Source organism: Nonomuraea sp. 3N208 (genome assembly GCF_052245935.1).
Taxonomy (GTDB): Bacteria; Actinomycetota; Actinomycetes; order Streptosporangiales; family Streptosporangiaceae; genus Nonomuraea.
In genome coordinates, this window is the sequence record NZ_JBQQBR010000016.1 from 25,758 (window position 1) to 43,389 (window position 17,632).

General features: G+C 69.2%; 20 protein-coding genes and 1 pseudogene. 11 read left to right on the plus strand and 10 right to left on the minus strand.

Annotation, left to right across the window (positions count from 1 at the left end):
• Window positions 1–50: 50 nt before the first annotated feature.
• The gene (locus ACTWPT_RS24380; RefSeq protein ID WP_443179941.1) at window positions 51–425 is read left to right on the plus strand and encodes a winged helix-turn-helix transcriptional regulator; all 375 of its coding nucleotides are present in this window, start codon (window positions 51–53) and stop codon (window positions 423–425) included.
• Here ACTWPT_RS24380 and ACTWPT_RS24385 read toward each other — a convergent pair.
• From ACTWPT_RS24385 to ACTWPT_RS24395, 3 genes are all read right to left on the minus strand, one after another.
• Window positions 319–1,848 carry a nitrilase-related carbon-nitrogen hydrolase gene (locus tag ACTWPT_RS24385; RefSeq protein ID WP_443179749.1) on the minus strand — a complete coding sequence of 510 codons (1,530 nt, stop codon included), beginning with the start codon at window positions 1,846–1,848 and terminating at the stop codon, window positions 319–321. The genes ACTWPT_RS24380 and ACTWPT_RS24385 overlap by 107 nt on opposite strands.
• On the minus strand, window positions 1,845–2,081 hold the full coding sequence (locus tag ACTWPT_RS24390) for a hypothetical protein (RefSeq protein WP_443179750.1): 237 nt from the start codon (window positions 2,079–2,081) through the stop codon (window positions 1,845–1,847). The genes ACTWPT_RS24385 and ACTWPT_RS24390 overlap by 4 nt, the downstream gene beginning before the upstream one ends.
• A 99-nt stretch (window positions 2,082–2,180) precedes the next feature.
• A complete protein-coding gene (locus ACTWPT_RS24395) occupies window positions 2,181–4,481 on the minus strand; it encodes a LuxR C-terminal-related transcriptional regulator (protein WP_443179751.1) in 2,301 nt (766 codons plus the stop codon).
• Window positions 4,482–4,977: 496 nt separating this feature from the next.
• Between ACTWPT_RS24395 and ACTWPT_RS24400 the strand changes: the two genes are divergently transcribed.
• Window positions 4,978–5,103: a hypothetical protein gene (locus ACTWPT_RS24400; protein ID WP_443179752.1), complete on the plus strand. Its 126-nt coding sequence runs from the start codon at window positions 4,978–4,980 to the stop codon at window positions 5,101–5,103.
• A 71-nt stretch (window positions 5,104–5,174) separates the two neighbouring features.
• On the opposite strand, the gene ACTWPT_RS24405 is transcribed toward ACTWPT_RS24400, so the two are convergent.
• On the minus strand, window positions 5,175–5,750 hold the full coding sequence (locus ACTWPT_RS24405) for a TetR/AcrR family transcriptional regulator (protein ID WP_443179753.1): 576 nt from the start codon (window positions 5,748–5,750) through the stop codon (window positions 5,175–5,177).
• A 57-nt stretch (window positions 5,751–5,807) separates the two neighbouring features.
• Between ACTWPT_RS24405 and ACTWPT_RS24410 the strand changes: the two genes are divergently transcribed.
• The 6 genes from ACTWPT_RS24410 to ACTWPT_RS24435 all read left to right on the plus strand — a co-directional run bounded on the left by ACTWPT_RS24410 (window position 5,808) and on the right by ACTWPT_RS24435 (window position 9,607).
• Window positions 5,808–6,641 carry an SDR family NAD(P)-dependent oxidoreductase gene (locus ACTWPT_RS24410; RefSeq protein ID WP_443179754.1) on the plus strand — a complete coding sequence of 278 codons (834 nt, stop codon included), beginning with the start codon at window positions 5,808–5,810 and terminating at the stop codon, window positions 6,639–6,641.
• Entirely contained in the window at window positions 6,638–7,084 is a 447-nt protein-coding gene (locus ACTWPT_RS24415) for a nitroreductase family deazaflavin-dependent oxidoreductase (protein ID WP_443179755.1), read from the plus strand. Before ACTWPT_RS24410 ends, ACTWPT_RS24415 begins: the two co-directional genes overlap by 4 nt.
• Before the next feature lie 181 nt (window positions 7,085–7,265).
• Window positions 7,266–7,958 carry a peroxiredoxin-like family protein gene (locus tag ACTWPT_RS24420; protein ID WP_443179756.1) on the plus strand — a complete coding sequence of 231 codons (693 nt, stop codon included), beginning with the start codon at window positions 7,266–7,268 and terminating at the stop codon, window positions 7,956–7,958.
• A 122-nt stretch (window positions 7,959–8,080) separates the two neighbouring features.
• The gene (locus ACTWPT_RS24425; protein ID WP_443179757.1) at window positions 8,081–8,425 is read left to right on the plus strand and encodes a hypothetical protein; all 345 of its coding nucleotides are present in this window, start codon (window positions 8,081–8,083) and stop codon (window positions 8,423–8,425) included.
• A 43-nt stretch (window positions 8,426–8,468) separates the two neighbouring features.
• Window positions 8,469–9,116 (plus strand): response regulator, encoded by a 648-nt coding sequence (locus ACTWPT_RS24430; RefSeq protein WP_443179758.1) that lies wholly within the window; start codon window positions 8,469–8,471, stop codon window positions 9,114–9,116.
• A gap of 77 nt (window positions 9,117–9,193) precedes the next feature.
• Window positions 9,194–9,607 carry a hypothetical protein gene (locus ACTWPT_RS24435; RefSeq protein ID WP_443179759.1) on the plus strand — a complete coding sequence of 138 codons (414 nt, stop codon included), beginning with the start codon at window positions 9,194–9,196 and terminating at the stop codon, window positions 9,605–9,607.
• Between the two features lie 142 nt (window positions 9,608–9,749).
• Here ACTWPT_RS24435 and ACTWPT_RS24440 read toward each other — a convergent pair whose 3' ends face one another.
• Complete coding sequence (locus ACTWPT_RS24440) at window positions 9,750–10,346, minus strand: superoxide dismutase family protein (protein WP_443179760.1); 597 nt, start codon at window positions 10,344–10,346, stop codon at window positions 9,750–9,752.
• 420 nt (window positions 10,347–10,766) lie between these two features.
• Here ACTWPT_RS24440 and ACTWPT_RS24445 point away from each other — a divergent pair, with 420 nt between their 5' ends.
• Window positions 10,767–11,477 (plus strand): hypothetical protein, encoded by a 711-nt coding sequence (locus ACTWPT_RS24445; RefSeq protein WP_443179761.1) that lies wholly within the window; start codon window positions 10,767–10,769, stop codon window positions 11,475–11,477.
• Between the two features lie 104 nt (window positions 11,478–11,581).
• Here the strand turns inward: ACTWPT_RS24445 and ACTWPT_RS24450 are convergent, their stop codons facing one another.
• The 4 genes from ACTWPT_RS24450 to ACTWPT_RS24465 all read right to left on the minus strand — a co-directional run bounded on the left by ACTWPT_RS24450 (window position 11,582) and on the right by ACTWPT_RS24465 (window position 13,629).
• On the minus strand, window positions 11,582–11,800 hold the full coding sequence (locus ACTWPT_RS24450) for a hypothetical protein (protein WP_443179762.1): 219 nt from the start codon (window positions 11,798–11,800) through the stop codon (window positions 11,582–11,584).
• Between the two features lie 104 nt (window positions 11,801–11,904).
• Entirely contained in the window at window positions 11,905–12,345 is a 441-nt protein-coding gene (locus tag ACTWPT_RS24455) for a cupin domain-containing protein (protein ID WP_443179763.1), read from the minus strand.
• Window positions 12,346–12,461: 116 nt separating this feature from the next.
• Window positions 12,462–12,953, minus strand: coding sequence for a hypothetical protein (locus ACTWPT_RS24460; RefSeq protein ID WP_443179764.1), 492 nt, complete (start codon window positions 12,951–12,953; stop codon window positions 12,462–12,464).
• A 523-nt stretch (window positions 12,954–13,476) separates the two neighbouring features.
• Window positions 13,477–13,629, minus strand: a complete 153-nt coding sequence (locus ACTWPT_RS24465; RefSeq protein ID WP_443179765.1) for a hypothetical protein — start codon at window positions 13,627–13,629, stop codon at window positions 13,477–13,479.
• A 253-nt stretch (window positions 13,630–13,882) separates the two neighbouring features.
• Here ACTWPT_RS24465 and ACTWPT_RS24470 point away from each other — a divergent pair.
• A pseudogene (locus ACTWPT_RS24470) lies at window positions 13,883–14,098 on the plus strand (nuclear transport factor 2 family protein); the annotation flags it as partial.
• A 74-nt stretch (window positions 14,099–14,172) separates the two neighbouring features.
• Entirely contained in the window at window positions 14,173–14,772 is a 600-nt protein-coding gene (locus tag ACTWPT_RS24475) for a dihydrofolate reductase family protein (RefSeq protein WP_443179766.1), read from the plus strand.
• A 33-nt stretch (window positions 14,773–14,805) separates the two neighbouring features.
• Here the strand turns inward: ACTWPT_RS24475 and ACTWPT_RS24480 are convergent, their stop codons facing one another.
• On the minus strand, window positions 14,806–17,544 hold the full coding sequence (locus ACTWPT_RS24480) for a SpoIIE family protein phosphatase (RefSeq protein WP_443179767.1): 2,739 nt from the start codon (window positions 17,542–17,544) through the stop codon (window positions 14,806–14,808).
• Window positions 17,545–17,632 lie beyond the last annotated feature (88 nt).

Genomic DNA, 17,632 nt, shown 5'->3' on the forward strand with positions numbered 1-17,632 from the left:
CAGGGAGCGAAGCGCTACGGCCAGTACTGCCGGTCACCCGGGCCGCCAAGATCCTCGCCGAACGCTGGACGCTGCTCGTCATCCGCGAGCTGCTCTGGGGTGAGGACCGGTTCAACGCCATCGCCCGCGGCCTACCCCGGATATCGCCGTCGCTGCTCGCGGCGCGGCTACGCGAGCTGCAGCTCAAACGGCAGTCGCAGCCGGCCCGCGTGCCCGAGCAAGCGGCCACGATGCAACTCCACTTCCTCGACGCGCCGACCGGCAGCAGCGATGGTGGCTGGTGCTCTCCCGGTCCCGGTAGCGCTTTCACTTTCAGCTTCATCCGGCAGACAGAGCGGGTTCCGTGGCCCTATCGGGCTCTGCGGTGGCCGTCCGGCGGAACCGGCGGATGGCTGCCGCGACCGTCATCGCGAGCAGGCCGGTGAGGCACAGCCAGGCGACGGCGTCGCCCACCCACTGGCTGTACGGGGTGGGCCGTCCGTGGATGGGCACCGTGACCGTCATCGTGTGGTCGGTCGTGCGGGCATCGCCGGTGAACCAGCTCGCCTCGTACCCGATCATCCGGCCCTGGTGGTCCACGGCCATGGAGGTCCCGCGCCGAGCGGGCCGGACGACGCTCATCCCGTTCTCCACGCCGCGCAGCACGGCCTGCTGTGCGAGCGCGTCGGTGACCTGTGCCCAGTCGCTGGAGGGCAGGAGCAGGATGTCGGCCCCGGCCTGCCCGGCCTGCCGGATCAGCGGCATGAAGTTGGCGTCGAAGCAGATGGCGGTCGCCAGCCGGCCGTACGGGGTGTCTATGGTGGGCACCACCCCGGGGCCGGGAACATTGCCGTCGCTGAGGGGCGTGGACGTCTTGAGGTAGTTCCAGACGACCGCGCCAGCGGGGTCGATCATGATCGCGCGGATCTCGACGTTGGGGCTCCGCTCTCTGGGCAGCCGGTAGACCACGCCGATCTGGAGGTAGATCCGTTCCGCTCGGGCGACCGCCTGCGCTTGTGCGACCACCGCTGCGCCGTCCTCGACGAAGTCGAAGACCGCGGCCTCGGACCACGTGACGATCCTGGCTCCCGATCGGGCGGCCGTCACCGTGCGGTCGAGCAGGTCGTCGAGCGCCGGGGCGTAGTAGCGTCGTCGCAGCTCCGCTCGTTCCGCCGCGCTACGTGGACCAGCCTTGATGCGGGCGGCCGCAGCCGCGTCGTCGGCTGCCCGGTTCGGCGCCAGTGCGGCCACCCGGACGGTCGACCCGGTGGGCGGGTCGAACGCCAGCCGCGCCCCGCCCAGCAGCAGCACGGCGGCCAGGCTGCAGACCCAGATGACAGCGCTCCGGCCGGCGGCTCGCAGGGCGAAGCCGCGTTCCCACAGCTCGTTGCACACTGGTGCGGTCCAGGCCATCAGGAACGCGAGCCCCCACAGGCCGGTCACCGACACCGACTGCAGCAGCGGCAGGTTTCCCACCTGGGTGCCCGCCTGATGCCCCATCGTGCCCATATCGCCGGTGCTGAACAGAAATCCCACCGCGACGTCGGCCGCCGGGAAGACTAGGGTACGGGGCAGCCCGCTCAGCCGGCGGCCGAGCAGCCCGTCCAGCGCGTACGGCACGACGCCGAGCACGCCGGCGCCGGCCGCGAGTATCGCGATCCGGTCACCCGGAAAGGCGCCCCGGAAGCTGATGGCGGCACCGACGGCCACCGCGACGGCCAGGGCCGGCAGCGCCCATCGGGCCCGGGTGGTCCGGGTGAAACGCAGCAGCAGCACCGGCGCCACCCACGCGGCCAGCGGAATGGTGGTCTGCAGAAAGGTGAACGGTAGCAGGGCCGTACCGGCCAGCAGCCAGAGCCACGATCTCATGGGTTCCTCCGCTCCGCGTCTGACGGGATGGCCTTGACGAGCAGCAGCTCGCCGTCCACGTCCCACAGCAGATCGAGTACGGCCCGCAGCGCGGCCTGGTCGACGGCCAGGCTCGGGATCACCGTGCGGTCGCCGTCCGACTGGACGACCACCGCACTGAACCGGCGGCGTAGTTCGTCGTTGAGACCGCTCGGGAGAACCCCGCGGACCTCCACCCTGTAGTTCGTCGTCATGTCGCGCCCTTTCGTCGTCTGGCGCGAAGCATCGCGGGCAACGGGGGGAGAGCACACCACCCAGGGGGTGGACCACCCAGGGTGGAGCGCGGAGCCGCGTCAGATCAGCCCGAGGTCGCGCCCGCGTTGGACGGCTTCGGCGCGGGAGGTGACGTCGAGTTTGCGATACAGGCTCTTGCTGTAGCCCTTCACCGTGTTCATCGACAGGTAGAGCTCCGCGCCGATCTCCCGCTGGCTCAGCGGACCGCACAGAGCACGCAGGATGGAGTGCTCCCGCTCGGTGAGCGGTTCCGCCGGCCGGCCGGCCCGGCTGGTCATGGCCATGGTGCTCCGCCCGACACGCAGGCGCGTCTCTGTGAGGGCGGCGGCCACCGCGGGGAACACCGGCCCGCTCCGCGTCACTTCGTCAGCCTCGGACAGAGCGGCCGAGGCCGCCCGGCGGTCCCCGCAGGCCAGTTCCAGCTCCGCCAGAGTGACCAGGGCCCGTACGACCTGGGTGGGATGACCGGTGATCTGGGCCAGGTCCACGGCGTGGCGCAGCAGATCCCGCGCCCGGATCAGCTGGCCGTCGCGATGGGCGACGACGCCCTCGGCCAGCCGCAGGAAGACCACCGCCGGCGCAGCGGCCTCCCCGAGCTCGGCCTCGATCGCCGCGACCTCGGGCAGCACGCCTCGCAACAGCACGCGTACGTGCTCGATATCGCTTCGGTTCGACAGGGCGATGGCGAGCAGGCCGGTCGCCTGGAGCCGGATGAACGCGGGCAGACCGGCCGCCGCGGCCCGTTCCACCGCCTGGGCCAGCACTCGCGCTGCGTCATCGTGGTGACCCGTGCCGGACAGTACGCTTCCGAGAGCGATCCGAGAGATCACCCATCCGGGAATCCCCGGGTCCACCTCCAGTTCGACGGAACGGCGGGCCATGGCGAGCAGTTCTACCGGAGTCCAGCCGTCCTGGGCGTACACGGCTCGCAGCGTCATCGCCGCCGCGTGCCCCGACCGCCATCCGGCTGGCGGGGCGGTGCCGGCGGTCATGGCGGCCTCGGCGGTGTCGAGCAGCGGCGCCACGCGGTGGAGGCAGCCGGTCAAGCCCGCGGCCGACGCGAGCGAGATGCCCAGCCTCGGATTGGCCCGTACGGCCTGTGCGTCGAGGCTGTCACCGAGCAGCAGGTAGGCGCCGATCGCACCGCGGGCAAGGAAGTCGTCGTCGGCGGCGGCCAGCAGCTCCGCCGCACCGTGCTGGTCACCGGCCGCGATCAGGTACCGGATCGCCTGCTCCTGGTCTCCGGCGTTGGCGTGCCACCCGGCGGCCCGGCTCAGGAGCTGCGGCGCAGCCTCGGGAGCCACTGTGGCCAGCTCGCGCCGGAGAGCTTCGCGGAACAGCCGGTGATAGCGGTACCAGAATCGCTGGGAGTCCAGCGCGACGAGGAACAGATCGGCCCGTTCCAACTCGGCCAGCGCCAGTTGCGAGTCGGCACGTTCCAGGACGGTGTCACACAGCGGGCCGCACAGCTGATCGAGCACGGATGTGCGGAGCAGGAAGTCGCGCTGCCCGGCGCGCAGGCCGTCGAGCACCTCGCTGGTGAGATAGTCGACGACGTGCCGCTCGTCGCCGCCGAGCGTGTCCACACTGGCCGGAGGGCTCGGTGCGGCCCGGATCGCCAGCGCCATCAGCTTGATCCCGGCCGCCCAGCCTTCGGTCCGGTGGACCAGGGCGGCGACCCCATCGATGCCGAGGGCGTCGCCTGCCACCCCGCTGACCAGGCCGGTCGCCTCATCGCCGGTGAAACGCAGCCCTGCCGCGCGGATCTCGGCCAGCTCTCCGCCGGCTCTGAGCCGGGCCAGCGGCAGCGCCGGGTCCAGCCGGGAGGCGACGATCAGGCGAAGGGAGGGCGGCAGGTAGCTGAGAAAGAACTCGACGGCCTCGTGGATCCGCCTGTCCCGGAGCACGTGGTAGTCGTCGAGCACGAGGGCGTGCCGCCCGGTCATCGCTTCGAGGTCGTTGAGGAGGGTGGGCACGGCCACCTCGAGCGGGTCGACCTCGGTCACCCGTAAGGCCTTCAGCGCCGCGCCGCCCAGCGCCGGGCTCACCGTCCGCAGGGCTGAAATCAGGTAGGTCCAGAACCGGTACGGCTCATCGTCGGAGTCGTCCAGGGTAAGCCACGCGACGGTGGTGCCGCCTGCGGGGGCGATTCGCCGGGCCCAGTCGGCGAGCAGGGTGGTCTTCCCCCATCCCGCGGGCGCGACCACGACGGCCAGGCGCTGGGAGTGGTCGTCGAGCAGTGTGGTCAGCCTGCCCCTGCCGACGGTGCCCGGCCGGACTGGCGGGACCAGCAGTTTGCCGTTGATGAGCGGGTGCGGGAGCCCTGGCGCGGCAGGCGGCCGCTCGCCCTGCAGAGCCATCCGGCCTCCGCTCGCCCAGAACAGGTGATGTCGCCCAGTGTGCCACCCGATCGCAGCCTCTGCCTGCGGAGCCTCAGGCGTCGCGCATCCACGCCTGCCGACAATGCCGTCCAGTCAGGTCATTGGCCTTGCAGAACTTCCCTGGCGTGCGCGAGCTTCGACCAACCGGGGAGGCACACCGAGTGCGGCACGCAGCTCCTCGGGTACACATACGTCTCCGAGGACGGCGAGGCGGAGCCGTCTCCCTCGCCGACCTGCGACGACCTCATCGACCCTTGCTACACGCCGACGAGCAAGCCTTCGGCTACGGCGACATCGGTTCCCGTGGGTGGCACCGAGCCGGCGGACACCACGCCGCCGAGCCTGACTGACCTGCGCGCGACCCTAGTCGTCGCGGCCTGCGCCGAGGGGACGGCGGTGGACTCCTCGTCGTGCTGAGCCAGCCGACCTGGCCGCGGCCTTCTACGACGACCGAGCCGCCACATGTCTGATCGAGTTGCCGATCGCCGCGGAGGCCGGCTTCGGCACGGGCGCCTCACTCCGCCAGCACCTGACCGCCGCCCTGGGCCTGTCCCCCACGATGTACCGCCAGACCTTCCGGCTCACCGAGCCCGCCGCCTGACGTTCACCCCCGCGGCGTGGCGGCGCAATAGGGAGGCTCGTTTCAGGCACCGCGGCCGACCTGCTCATGGGTCAGCGGGCGAGGACGCCGCGGATCATCTGTTCGGCGAGTTGATCGCGGAATGCCGGATCGGTGGGGTCGGTTTCTGCCGTCGAGCGGCCGAGAACGGCCAGGAGGATGCCGCCGAGGAGGGCGTTGGCCGCATCGGCGGTGTCGTCGACGGTGAAGGCACCGCTCGTTCGTCCTTCGGCAAGCAGGTCGCGGAGCGGGCCGGCGATCCAGGTGTCGTTTGCCGCGAGAGCCTCGCTCATGCGTCCGCTGGCCCCGAGGGCACTGAGCAGGCCCGCGCACGTTCCAGGGTGGTGGCCGAGGTACTCGGCCAGGGCGCCGACCATCGCGCGCAGTCGCTGCTCGGGCGGGTCGCCGGCCTTCATCGCGGCCCGCACCGCCTGCGCTCCGTGTTTGGCATGCGCGGTGAGCAGGAACGCCAATAGATCCTCGCGGCCGGAGAAGTAGTAGTACAGCGTCGCCCGCGACGCGTCCACGAGTTGCGCGACGTCCTCCAGGCGGGGCGGCGGATCGGTGCGCAGTATGTGCTCGCTGACCTTGAGCAGGCGCAGAGCCAGATCTGGTGGCGGGGTTTTCACGGCGAGCAAGCCTATCGGTCTTGTGTTGATACTTCGATTTAGATTAAAGTCTAGACCATGGTTGAAATCTCATTATATGGACCGTGGGCCGTCATCACCGGCGCCTCCTCCGGCATCGGCAAAGCCTTCGCCGAACACCTCGCCGCGGCCGGTCTGAATCTGGTCCTGGCCGCCCGCTCCACAGACAAGCTCCACGCCCTAGGCGACGAACTGTCGCGCCGCCACGGCATCGCGCACCGCGTCGTCACCGTCGATCTCAGCCGTCCAGGAGCCGCGGGGGCCCTCACGGAGGCGACCGGCGAGCTCGACGTGGGCCTGCTGGTGTCCAACGCCGGCGGCGGCCGCCCGGGCCAATTGCTCGATCAACAACTGCAGGACCTGCACAGCCGCCTCACCCTCAACGCCGTCACCCACCTGGACCTGGTCCACGCCTTCGGACCACGGCTGGTCGCGCGTGGCCGTGGCAAGCACCAGGCCGGCATCGTGCTCGTCTCCGCGCACGGCGCCCTGCAGGGGCTGCCGAACATGGCACACGAGAGCGCGGCCAAGGCGTACGTGCTCAACCTGGGCGAGGCCCTGCACCACGAACTGGCGCCCGCCGGCGTGAACGTCACGGTGATGCTGCCCGGCAACGTCGACACCCCGATCATCGACGCCTTCGGCTTGGACCGCTCGGCCCTGCCGATCCGCCCGCAGCCGGCCGACAGGGCCGTGGCCGAGTTCATGCGAGCGTTCCTGAAGGGCCGGGCCCTGCACATCCCCGGCAGGCTGATGCGGCTGATGACCCGCGTCATGCCTCGCGGCCTAGCTGTACGGGTGAACGGCCGCATGCTCGCCCAGGCCGCCCGTAACCTCGCCGAGCGCCCCCCGGCCACCGCCAAGACGTCATGAGGACCGGGGCCCGACTGCCGCCCGGGCTGGCCGGGGCCACCCGCTTTCCGTACCGGCTGCTCACCTGGGGGATCCCGATGGGACCACTGACCCTCCTGCGCACGCGCGGCAGACGCAGCGGGCTGCTTCGTACCGTTCCGGTCGCCATGCTGCGCCATCAGGGTGGCCGGTGGCTGGTCTCGCCCTTCGGCGAGACCGACTGGGTCCGCAGCGTGCGGGCAGATCCCCGTGCCGAACTCGGCCGTGGACGCCTCTTTCACCGGGTCCGGCTCACCGAGATCAACGACGACCGCAACCCCGAGATCCTGCACGCCTATCGCCGTACGTTCGGCCTGGTGCCCTTCGTACGCGACGCCTTCGCTGCCGCCCCTGACGAAGGGCCCCTCGCCTTCGCCAGGCAGGCGCACCGCCACCCGGTCTTCATCATCCAGCGCATCGACTGAGCCACGCCTACAGCGGGTGTGGCATGCGATCACCCACCCGAATACCCATCAAGACGGCTCACCCTGTCGCGCCTTCACCTAGATGGCGCTCCCCAGAACTCCGCGCGCGTGTGTGAGGCTCTGCCCGAAATCGGCGAATCGCCCGGCGTGCATTCCGCCACTCAGCTTGGAAAGGGATCAGATGAACACGACCCATCAGACCTATGCCGACAGACGCGCCGCCTACATCGCCGAACACGCGCCCAAGATTCCGGCGGACGTGCTCGCCGCCCTCACCGCCGAGCAGGTGGACTTGGACGCGGCCGGCGTGCCCGGCGGGGTGCTCGGCCCGGGATCGGCCATGCCCGACGGCGATCTGCTGGATTCCCACAGCAAGGCGACCACGCTGGAACAGACGCGCGCCGGCCGGGCCGCGGTCGTTGTCTTCTACCGCGGCGACTGGTGCCCGTACTGCAACCTGGTGCTACGCACCTACCAGCAGCAGCTCGTCCCGGCCCTGTCCGCTCTCGGCATCCCCCTGATCGCGATCAGCCCTCAGCGGCCCGACCGATCGCCGTCGATGCGAAAGGTCAATGACCTGACCTTCACGGTGCTGTCCGACCCGGGCAACCAGTTGGCACGCCACCTCGGGATCCTCACCGCCCCCAGCCGCGACGTCCACACCGCGTATCTGGCCATGAGAGTCGACGTGGCCGCGGGAAACGCCGACGCCACCACCTGCCTGCCCATGCCCACCGTCGTCCTGGTCGACGCCGACGGCGTCATCGCGTACATCGACGTTCACCCCAATTACAGCAACCGCACCGAACCCGCCGCCATCCTCGACGCCGTCGCCCAAACCCTCGACCAGCCCGCCCGCGTCACCGGCTTGTAAGACCCGGGCTGGGCGACTCGTTCACGGGTGGTGGCCCACTGATCGCCTCCGGGTTTTCCCGGAGTACGGGCTCCTGGACGGCCTGGTTGCCGCACCCGGCGGGCAGGGGCGATCATTCGGTCATGACCACCGAGGCCCGGCGGGCCGACGTACTACGCGTGGCCGGCTGGATCCTCGGAGTGCTGGGCGCGTTGCTCGGAATCGCCGCCCTGTTGCTGGCCCTGCCCAATGGCCTCGACGGCGTGGTGTCGGCGGTGGGCGTGGCGGGCGGCTCCTGCGTCAGCGTGTTGTGCGCGATCATCATTGATCACAAACCCGCCAATCGGGCCGCCTGGGTGTTGCTGGCAGGCGGATGGCTGCTGGCAAGGTGGACGATGACGGCGCAGGCGGCGCCTGCGTGGTCTCCGGTGGCGGGTTGCAGGGACTCAGCGACCGGGTGGCGGCCGTTGGCGGCCGGTTCAACCTGACCAGCCCACCCGGGGCAGGCACCCGACTGACGGTGGCGCTGCCATGCGTGTCGTGATCGCGGACGATAGCGTCCTGCTGCGCGAAGGCATCGCCGGCCTGCTCGCCAATGCCGGCTTCGAGGTCGTGGCCAGCGTGGGCACCGCCGACGCGCTCGTGGAAGCAGTCAGCGTCCATGAACCCGACGTCGCCGTCATCGACATCAGAATGCCGCCCACTCATACCGACGAAGGGCTGCGCGCGGCGGCGCAACTGCGTGACAAGCAGCCGGGCCTGGCGATCCTACTGCTGTCACAATGGGTCCACGCCGGACGCGCGCTCGACCTGTTCCGCAACGGCGCGGGGCTCGGCTATCTGCTGAAAGACCGCGTCATCGACGTCGACGACTTCCTGGAAGCGCTGCGCCGCATCGCCAAGGGCGGCACTGTGCTCGACCCTGACGTCGTCGCAGCCCTGGTCGGCGCCATTCCTGGGCACAACGCGCTGAGCCGCCTCACCGACCGGGAGAGGCAGGTGCTCGCGCTCATGGCCGAGGGCCGCTCCAACAGCGCCATCGCCGAACGCCTCTACCTCGGCCGCAAAACCGTCGAAACGCACGTCAACGCCATCTTCACCAAACTCGACCTCGACCCGACCAGCGACGACAACCGCCGTGTCCTGGCCGTTCTGACCTGGCTGCGCGCCCAGCAGTGAACATCGCGAGCCGAAGCCCGCGACGGGAACCCCTCGCGGCCTCGCCATCCCGGTCTGGGCTCCTTGGTCATGACCGAATGATCGTGGCCCGCCACGCACCATGGCTGGCCGGCACCGGACTGGCCTGTTCCTTCCTCGGCCTGACCGCGATGCTCGTCAACGGCATGGTGGACCTGCCGCTGATCATGATGGCCGGCATCGACGACAGGACAGGTTTCGCCGATCTAGCCACCAAGCTCGACATGCAATTGCCGATCGTGTCCTACCTGTTCCCGCTCTACCTCCTCGGCACGATCATGCTCGCCGCCGCCCTCTGGCGGACCAAGACGGTGCCTCGATGGTCGGCCGTCTGCATCGGCGCTGGAGGCCTGTTCCCCATCGCCATCATCACCGGGATCGGAGCAACCACGCTGGTCATCGCCGCCATCCGCATCGCAGGAGCCATTCCTCTGGTCAAAACGCTGTTGAACAAGTCAGCTGCCGACCGCTAGGCCACGGCCCCCGGCTTTTCCGCTCTCTTGCGTCCACCGCCTCCATACCGTGATGCCGACCACGAAGCCGCTGGGATCGCCGCGTCAGGCAGCGATCCCCGTGCGCTCCCAGCACACCCCGCCGGGCCGCCTACCTGAGGCGTCAGCGTTCTTTGATCACGCCACAGGCGATGCGGCCGCCCGAGTCCCCGGTCTTGAGGGTCTCGTCGTCGGGGCCTGCCTTGCCATCCGTCCGGCGGTAGCGGTCGGGGATGTTGGCCTGGTTGTCCCGTCCGGCGTGGATGATGATGGCGCTGCCGTCGCCATCGAAGAGCTGCTTGACTCGGAATCGATCGGTGGCAGTGGTTGCGTTGCCTGTGCCCTCCGGGCTCACCAGAAGGGCGGGCAGGTCACCGGAGTGGTCAGGGTGGGTGCCGGAGCCGAGATTGAAGTGACCGCCCGCGCTGAAGAACGGGCTGCCGGTGGATGGGTCGGTCGATCTGGGATCGCAGACACCCTTGGTGTGAACGTGAAAGCCGTGATATCCGGCGGGGAGGCCGCTGACGGCAACGGTGATTTTGGACGTGGTGGAATCCCCCTGCTCCATGCGGAGTGAGCCGACGCTCTTGCCATCGGCATTCTTGATGGCAGCTTTGGCCGCCGGTTGCCCTAGCATCACCTCTTCTGTCCCGGCGACCGCAAGACCTGCCGTTCCCGCCCCCAGCATGACGGCTAGAGCCAGATGAATCTTTCCAGGCATGACGCCCCCGTACCTGGTTGCCCTGCTCTGTGTTCTAGCGAACCCCTCCCGCTACCCATTTTTCGTGACAGGCACACTCCCAGGCGTTATCGGGCAACTCCCACGACGCACCATGACCGATCATCTGACCGCAATCCAACGCGCCAGTTGCAGCGACACGAACGCGAAGGTTCCGTCGCCGCAACCGTATTGGTGACTCACACCAGTCGCGGAGATGCGAGCCGGCAATGTTGTGCACCTTGGTCATGTTGCTGCGCGCCCGCCGCGAACCAGCGCTTGGCCGGCACCCGGTGTGGCCACGCCTTCATGCGCGTTCACACGTTGATGCGCGGCAGGACGGTGCTACCCGACTTTCGGCAGAGGCACTGGTTGACGATCGACAGATGATCCACCCGCCTCACCCTTGGCACGCTCACTCCCATGAACATGCACTTTCCCGGACGGTGGATCGGCGGCGTGACGCTCATCTTGGGGCCGGTGATCATGTGCGCCGGATACCTGCTGCGGTACCTGAGCACGGCCACTGCCCTCACCCCTGCGCAGCAGGCGTGGGCCGAGGCGCAGCCGTTCGCCGCCTACGGCCAGCTCCTCGCCTACGCTTCAGAACCCGCCCTGCTCACCCTTTCCTACGCGGTCTTCGCACTGGGGGCGGTGCTGCTCTTCCCCGCTTTCGTCGCTCTGGCCCAGCGGGTCGGTGGCGGCCTCGCCTTCTGGGGCGCCACGCTGCTGGTCGCCGGGCTTTTCTCCCGCCTGTACTCGGCCGGCGCCGACCAGACCGCCTTCCAACTCACCGAGGTCATCGGGCTGGACCAGGCGACGAATGCGACCATGAAGGAGTACGTCGACATTTCCTACGGACCGTGGCGGGTACCGGTCTGGGCCTCGGTCGGCCAGTACGCGGGCTCGCTCCTGCTGGCTGTCGCCGCCCTGCGCTCGGGCGTGTTCGGCACCGCACGTGCCGTGATGCTGCTGCTGGCGGGAGGCACCTGGATGGGCGTGCTGAAGGGCGCCTCGATCCCCGACGTGCTGGTCACCGGCTTGCTCTGCGTGGCCCTGGTCCCGCTGGGCGCACAGGTGCTGCGTGCGCGGCTGCCGGCCTCGACCGGGCGGCCGAAGGTGCTGAGCTGGTGAGCGCCTCACTGATGAAGGGCGTCTCCACCGTCGGCAAGCTGGTCGAATGACCTTCTGGCAACGCTGAAGGCGGGAACCGAACCCGGTTCCCGCCTTCTTCGCTTTCAGCGTGCGGTGCTGAACAGGAACGCGCAATCCTGCACAGCCTCCACGCGGTGGCGGCGTTCGGGCATGACCAGCAGATCGCCGGGCAGTCCGTCCCACGAGTCAGGCCCGGCGACCAGCCGCACCCGCCCGTGTAGCACGTGCACCGTGACCTCGCCAGGATGCTCGTGTTCGTGCATGTGCTCGCCCTGCCGCAACGCCATCACGGTCTGCCGCAACGAACGATCGTGTCCACCGTGGACAGTGGTGGCACTGCGACCACTGTCCGCCTCACGGGCAAGCGTGAGCAGGTTGCGAACGAGCGGCGTCAACGAAAACTTGGTCACGACTGTGGCGCCCGGCGGTCTCGCCGAGCCTCCAGCTCCTCCGGGCTGACCGGGATCAACATCGGCTGCCCAGGCGCGCAGAACATCGTCACCACGAACGCCGACTCCTCGACGGCGAGGTGGTTGCCGTCCTGGTAGTGGATCACGTCCCCACCGGGCTCCCAGAACGCCTCACCAGGCCGGAGAACCCGCATGGGTTCGCCTTCGAGCTCGAAGTTGACGGCGCCCTTGATCACGTACCCGTACGCGGGCCCGGAGTGCCGGTGAGGCGGCGCACCAGGGCTGTTCGGCGGCAGCGTGACCAGGAGCGTCATCGCCTCGGCTCCCTCCGGCGCAGGCGGCGCCCCCGGCACGGTGGCGACCACGTCGATCTTCGGCGGCGGCCCGCTCTTGTCGGGGTTCTCGAGGTGGTGAGCGTGAGCGTGATCAGTACTCATCAGGTTTCCTTCCGGGAAAGCGGCCGACTCGATCCGGCCGTACACCAGCTCAGACAAGACAGCATCCCGATGTGTGACAACACCCTGAACAGCGCGCCTGCCGAAAACCTACGGCATCAGAGGGCCAACGCGGCCATGAAGGCCATGCTGGCCGCCATTCCGGCCGAGCACACATCCTGGCTGAGCACCCTTCGATCCGCGTTCCGCTCGGGCAGAACGCGGATGAGCCGGGCGCAGGTCCACGCCAGCCCGATGACCAGGGCCACCGTGGCCAGCGAACCACCTCCATGCGGGTGCCCGGACGAAGCGCCGACGAGAGGGGGCCCGCTGAACGCCGTCAGCACCAAGAGCATGGACATGACCACGAAGTCCTGGATGTGATGACCGATCTCCGCGCGGCGGGAGGAGGAGCCGCAGAGCCAGCCGGCGGTCAGCAGCACGAGCACTGCGATGGAGAGGAACAGGCCACCCAGATGCCCGGCCGCCATGCCGAGCGCCATGACGACGTGCGGCCACCTCCTGGTGGGACGTGCGGAGGGCAGCAGGGCCGGGGCGAGGGCCAGGACGCAGCCGACCGATACTCCCGCCGTGTGGAGGAAGGCCTGCATCAGGCGATCTCAACCTTCACCCTGGCGTGCGCGGCGTCCTTGGTGTCGAGGCACAAGCGGGCATCCATGATGCACTCCTTGCCGATGTTGGTGGTTACACCCTCTGACAGGACAGCTCGGCAAGCTGTGACAGGTAGGAAGGGATATGCGTGGCCTTAACGACCGGTTTGTTCACGGGCACTTACTGATGATTAACAGCCCAGCCGGGATTTCCGCCGAACGGCATAGCCGGGCGTGCTTGGACCTTCATTCGGAGGGTGTTGCGGCTCCTGTCCGGAAGAAGCGGACGGTGTCGTCATCGGCGGGAAAGTATGCCTCGACGGCGATCTCTTCCAGCGTGACGTCGAAGGCGGCGCCGGGTCGGCTTCGGCGCCGTAGGACAGCAGTTCCTCATAGAGCACGCTCAGCTCCGGATCACCGGACTGCGCCACCTGGCGGGCGAGCCGGGGCAGCAGGTAAGCGCGGACCTGCCCGTGATTGCGCAGCCGGGGCGCGAAGCCGCCCGGGTGCAGGCCCAGCCGCATCATGTTGACCGGCGGTGCCCCCGCAGGATCTGCTCCAGGACATTCCGCGCCGACGCCAGGTGCGGATCTTCCAGTGGCCGCACCCGGACGACGGGCGCGTGGCCGGCCGCGACGAGCAGGCGGTTGCGTTCCCGCAGCGGGACGCCCGCCACTCGCGCAGCAGCTCGCCGACCGGCCGGTCCTGCATCATGCGGCGATTCTCGCCCCGCCTCGTCGATCATCGCGATTACATGCCATGTAATCGACACCGGCGGGTGGCCGCTGGGACGGTGAGCCAATGAGCGAAAGCAGCAAAGCCGCACGTAACAAGCAACTCGCCCTCCACGGCTTCACCCAGTTCGCGGCAGGGAACATCGACGTGCTCCGTACCCTCCTGCACGAGGACTTCATCGAGCACAGCTCGGGAACCCCTCCGGGCGGGAGGCGTTCATCGCGTTCATCGCCGAGGCTCCGGTGGCCCGCGCCCGGCTCGACCTCAAACGGGTCATCGCGGACGACGATCATGTGGTGATGCACCATCACATGGCTAGGGACGACGACCCGCGCGGTGTCGCCGTCGTCGACATCTGGCGGCTGATCGATCGGAGCCCGCATCCTGAAAAGATTCCGGCCGGCATGTAGAGAACGGGCGGACGGCTCCGACCTCCCCGTGAAGGCGGCGCCAGACGGGCGCCGGAAACACAGGAGGCAGTGAGATGAGCAAGGTCACTTGTGACATGGCGATGTCCCTCGACGGCTTCGTGGCAGGACCGAACCAGAGCCTGGACAAGCCGTTCGGCGACGGCGTGGGCGACCGCCTGCACCAATGGATGTTCGACGAGCCCGAGCAGCACGCCGCGGTGATCGAGGCCATCACCGCGGCCGGCGCCTTCATCATGGGCCGCAACATGTTCAGCCCCGGCCGCGGCGCCTGGGACCTGGACTGGAACGGCTGGTGGGGCGACGAGCCGCCGTACCACGCGCCGGTCTTCGTCCTCACCCACCACCCGCGCGAGCCGCTGACGATGAAGGGCGGCACGACGTTCGCCTTCGTCACCGACGGGATCGAGGCGGCGATGGCCCAGGCGCGCGAGGCCGCCGGCGACCGCGACGTCGCTATCGCCGGCGGCGCCGAGACGGTGAATCAGTACCTGGCGGCAGGGCTCATCGACGAGCTGCGCCTGCATGTCGCGCCCGTGATCCTCGGCAGAGGCGAGCGGCTGCTCGCGAACGTCGGGGACATCACCCTCGAACCCCTCGGCGACCCCTCAGGCACCAGCCTCGTCACGCACCTGACGTACCGGGTGATCCGATAGAAGGTGGGCGACCATCCCCCTCGGGGCGGTGCCTCACTCATCGCCCAGCAGGTCGTACAGGTCCAGGCCGCTCGGCTCGGGAAGCAGGGCAGGTGATGGGCACGTGAGAGGTTGTTCAGTCCAGATGCATTTGCCGGTAGCGGTGTAGCGGGTGCCCCAGCGATGGGCGATCGCGGCAACCAGCTGGAGTCCGCGTCCGCCCTCGTCGGTCTCGGCGGCGCGGCGGATGCGGGGCGTGGTGAGGCTGCCGTCGGAGACCTCGCAGGTGAGCACGTTGCTACGGAGCAGACGCAGGTGGATGGGACCCTTGGCGTGGCGGATGACATTGCCGACCAGCTCGCTGGCCAGCAGTTCCGTGGTCATCGATAGGTCATCCAGCTCCCAGGTGCTGAGCTGGGTCCGGACGTGTTCCCGGGCCTCGCCCGCGGCTTTGGGGTGCTCGGGCAGCGGCCAGGACGCCATGTCGTCCCCCGGCAGCGCGTGGGTGCGGACGACCAGCAGCGCGGCGTCGTCGGCCGTCCCCTGCCTGACAGGCAGCAGGGCAGTGAGGAGATTGTCGCACAGGGATTCGAGGCACTCGAGGCAGTGGAGCCCCGTCGCGTCGGGCGCGGCGACATGATCCTCGTGCCCGGGCAGAGCTCCGCAGATCGTGCCGTGGAGCTTCCTGGCCAGACGGGCCATGCCCTGGTCGATGTCGAGGGCGGAGGATTCGACCAGGCCGTCGGTGTACAGCACCAGCAGACTGCCTTCGGGCAGTTCCATTTCCACGGTCTCGAAGGGCGGGGTGGCGGCGCCGAGGGGTGAGTTCGGATCGGCGTCGGGAAAATGCACCTTGCCGTCCGGGTGGACGACGGCGGGCGGGGGATGGCCGGCGCGGGCGAGGGTGCAGAGGCGGGTGGTGGGGTCGTAGACCAGGTACAGGCAGGTGGCGTAGAAGTCGTCGCCGAGGTCGCTGACCAGGCCGTTGAGGTGGGAGAGCAGCTCGTCGGGAGACAGTTCCAGGTCGGCGAGGGTACGGACGGCGGTGCGCAGGCGGCCCATGGTGACCGCCTCCGACACGCCGTGCCCCATGACGTCGCCGATGACGATGGCGACCCGGTCCGCCGACAGCGAGATGACGTCGTACCAGTCGCCGCCCACCTCCATCTCCTTACCGGCAGGCAGATACCGGGCCGCGGCGGTGACCGCGGGCAGCTGCGGCAGCTCGCGCGGGAGCAGGCCGCGTTGCAGCTCCTTGGCGCGCGTGTGCTCCCTGTCGTACAGGCGGGCGCGTTCCATGGCCTGGGCGACCAGCCCGGTGAGTGCGGTGAGCAGGTTGCGCTCCTCGCCGGTGAACCGGTGCGGATCGGTGAAGGAGACGACACAGCTGCCCACCGGGCGTCCCGAGGCGATCAGCGGCAGGAAGGCCCACGCTTGCTTGCCTTCCACCACCGGAAGATCGGCCGTCTTCGGGTAGCGCTCGATGCACTCCTCGAGCGAGCTGATGAAGAGCGGGGTGTGCTCCCGCAGGACCCCCGTGATCGGTAGCCCCCAGGAGGCCGGCATCTGGGCTACCTGATCGATGAACTCCTTTGGATACCCTGTGAACCCGACCGGCCGCAGGTGGTCGCCCTCCAGGAAAGCGAGCATCAGCCCGGAGGCGCCGAACAACGGCAAGATGTGATCGGCGGAGCCGTCCACGACGTCGCGAACGGTGACCGCCTCGGCCAGCGCCCTGGTCAACTGCCTGATATGGGAGGCCCGCTCCGCGGAAGCGCGCTCAGCGTTAGCCGTCTGCGGTTCGATGACCGTCTCCAGGACGTCATGGGTCTTGGTGACGTTCCACAGGGTGCCGACCATGCGTGCCGGTTCACCGTTCTCGTCGACGACCAATCGGCCGCGGACCCGCACCCAGCCGGACGTCCCGTCCGGGCGGCACACTCGATATTCGGTGCTGTGCATCCTCCCCGTGCGGATCGCCTCATCTATGTCGGACAGCACCCACGGCAGGTCCTCGGGGTGGATGGTGCCCGTCCAGGTCTCGATTCGTCCATCGAAGGTGTCCGGATCGAGGCCGAGCACGGCGGGCATCGCGTCGTTCCAGATGACGTCACCGGTCCGGATGTCCCAGTCCCACGTGCCGACCGCCTGCAGGTTCTGTGGCAGATGCGAGTCAATGGGCTGTTCCTGCCGCGCCGTGAGGGTCGAACCGGACGGAGGCGCGGTGGACTTGCCCAGGCGCTCGCCGGCCCATCGGCCCAGCGTGTCGAGAAAGGCTCGCCGTCCGGCCGACGGCTCGTGTGGGGAGACCGTCACGATCGACATCGTGCCGATCGGACCGCCGGGGCCGAGGATCGGGACGGCCGCCATAGCTGTACCGACCGGCCAGGACCAGGATCCGGCTTCGGCCATGTCCGGTCGCCCGCTCGCCGTCGCGCCAGGTTCGGGCATCCCATCGGCGACGTTCGCCATGGGCACCCGAACGAACACACCGTCCCGGAACGCGCGCGCAGGGGCGAGCGGGCCGTTCCCGTCAATACGCTCCCATGCCTGGGCAAAGGCCGGGGGCAGGCCGCTGGTCACCACCAGGCGCAGCCCGCCGCCGTAGCCGGGGCTGCCAAGATGCACCATGCCGCCCAGCCCGGCGAGCTCGCCCACCGCCTGCTGGATCGCGAAGCGCAGGACCTCGATCCCCCATAGATCATCACCGACCACCGCCAGGAGCCGTTTCCGCTGCTCGGAAACCAGGTCCGGCCACATGATCTGCGGATCTTGCGCACGCTGTTCGACCATCCCCATCCCCTGCCCTTCGCCACGTCACCAGGGTCTCCATCAGGGTCAAGCGCGATCCTGCGGAGCCCGGGCTCTGGGACGCGTCTGC

What these genes read in the sequence shown, in the direction of transcription:
- ACTWPT_RS24385 (WP_443179749.1), bottom strand. Translation starts at nt 1,848, where the DNA reads ATGAGATCGTGGCTCTGGCTGCTGGCCGGTACGGCCCTGCTACCGTTC.
- ACTWPT_RS24390 (WP_443179750.1), bottom strand. Translation starts at nt 2,081, where the DNA reads ATGACGACGAACTACAGGGTGGAGGTCCGCGGGGTTCTCCCGAGCGGT.
- ACTWPT_RS24395 (WP_443179751.1), bottom strand. Translation starts at nt 4,481, where the DNA reads ATGGCTCTGCAGGGCGAGCGGCCGCCTGCCGCGCCAGGGCTCCCGCAC.
- ACTWPT_RS24410 (WP_443179754.1), top strand. Translation starts at nt 5,808, where the DNA reads ATGGTTGAAATCTCATTATATGGACCGTGGGCCGTCATCACCGGCGCC.
- ACTWPT_RS24415 (WP_443179755.1), top strand. Translation starts at nt 6,638, where the DNA reads ATGAGGACCGGGGCCCGACTGCCGCCCGGGCTGGCCGGGGCCACCCGC.
- ACTWPT_RS24420 (WP_443179756.1), top strand. Translation starts at nt 7,266, where the DNA reads ATGAACACGACCCATCAGACCTATGCCGACAGACGCGCCGCCTACATC.
- ACTWPT_RS24425 (WP_443179757.1), top strand. Translation starts at nt 8,081, where the DNA reads ATGACCACCGAGGCCCGGCGGGCCGACGTACTACGCGTGGCCGGCTGG.
- ACTWPT_RS24430 (WP_443179758.1), top strand. Translation starts at nt 8,469, where the DNA reads ATGCGTGTCGTGATCGCGGACGATAGCGTCCTGCTGCGCGAAGGCATC.
- ACTWPT_RS24435 (WP_443179759.1), top strand. Translation starts at nt 9,194, where the DNA reads ATGATCGTGGCCCGCCACGCACCATGGCTGGCCGGCACCGGACTGGCC.
- ACTWPT_RS24440 (WP_443179760.1), bottom strand. Translation starts at nt 10,346, where the DNA reads ATGCCTGGAAAGATTCATCTGGCTCTAGCCGTCATGCTGGGGGCGGGA.
- ACTWPT_RS24445 (WP_443179761.1), top strand. Translation starts at nt 10,767, where the DNA reads ATGAACATGCACTTTCCCGGACGGTGGATCGGCGGCGTGACGCTCATC.
- ACTWPT_RS24455 (WP_443179763.1), bottom strand. Translation starts at nt 12,345, where the DNA reads ATGAGTACTGATCACGCTCACGCTCACCACCTCGAGAACCCCGACAAG.
- ACTWPT_RS24460 (WP_443179764.1), bottom strand. Translation starts at nt 12,953, where the DNA reads ATGCAGGCCTTCCTCCACACGGCGGGAGTATCGGTCGGCTGCGTCCTG.
- ACTWPT_RS24475 (WP_443179766.1), top strand. Translation starts at nt 14,173, where the DNA reads ATGAGCAAGGTCACTTGTGACATGGCGATGTCCCTCGACGGCTTCGTG.
- ACTWPT_RS24480 (WP_443179767.1), bottom strand. Translation starts at nt 17,544, where the DNA reads ATGGTCGAACAGCGTGCGCAAGATCCGCAGATCATGTGGCCGGACCTG.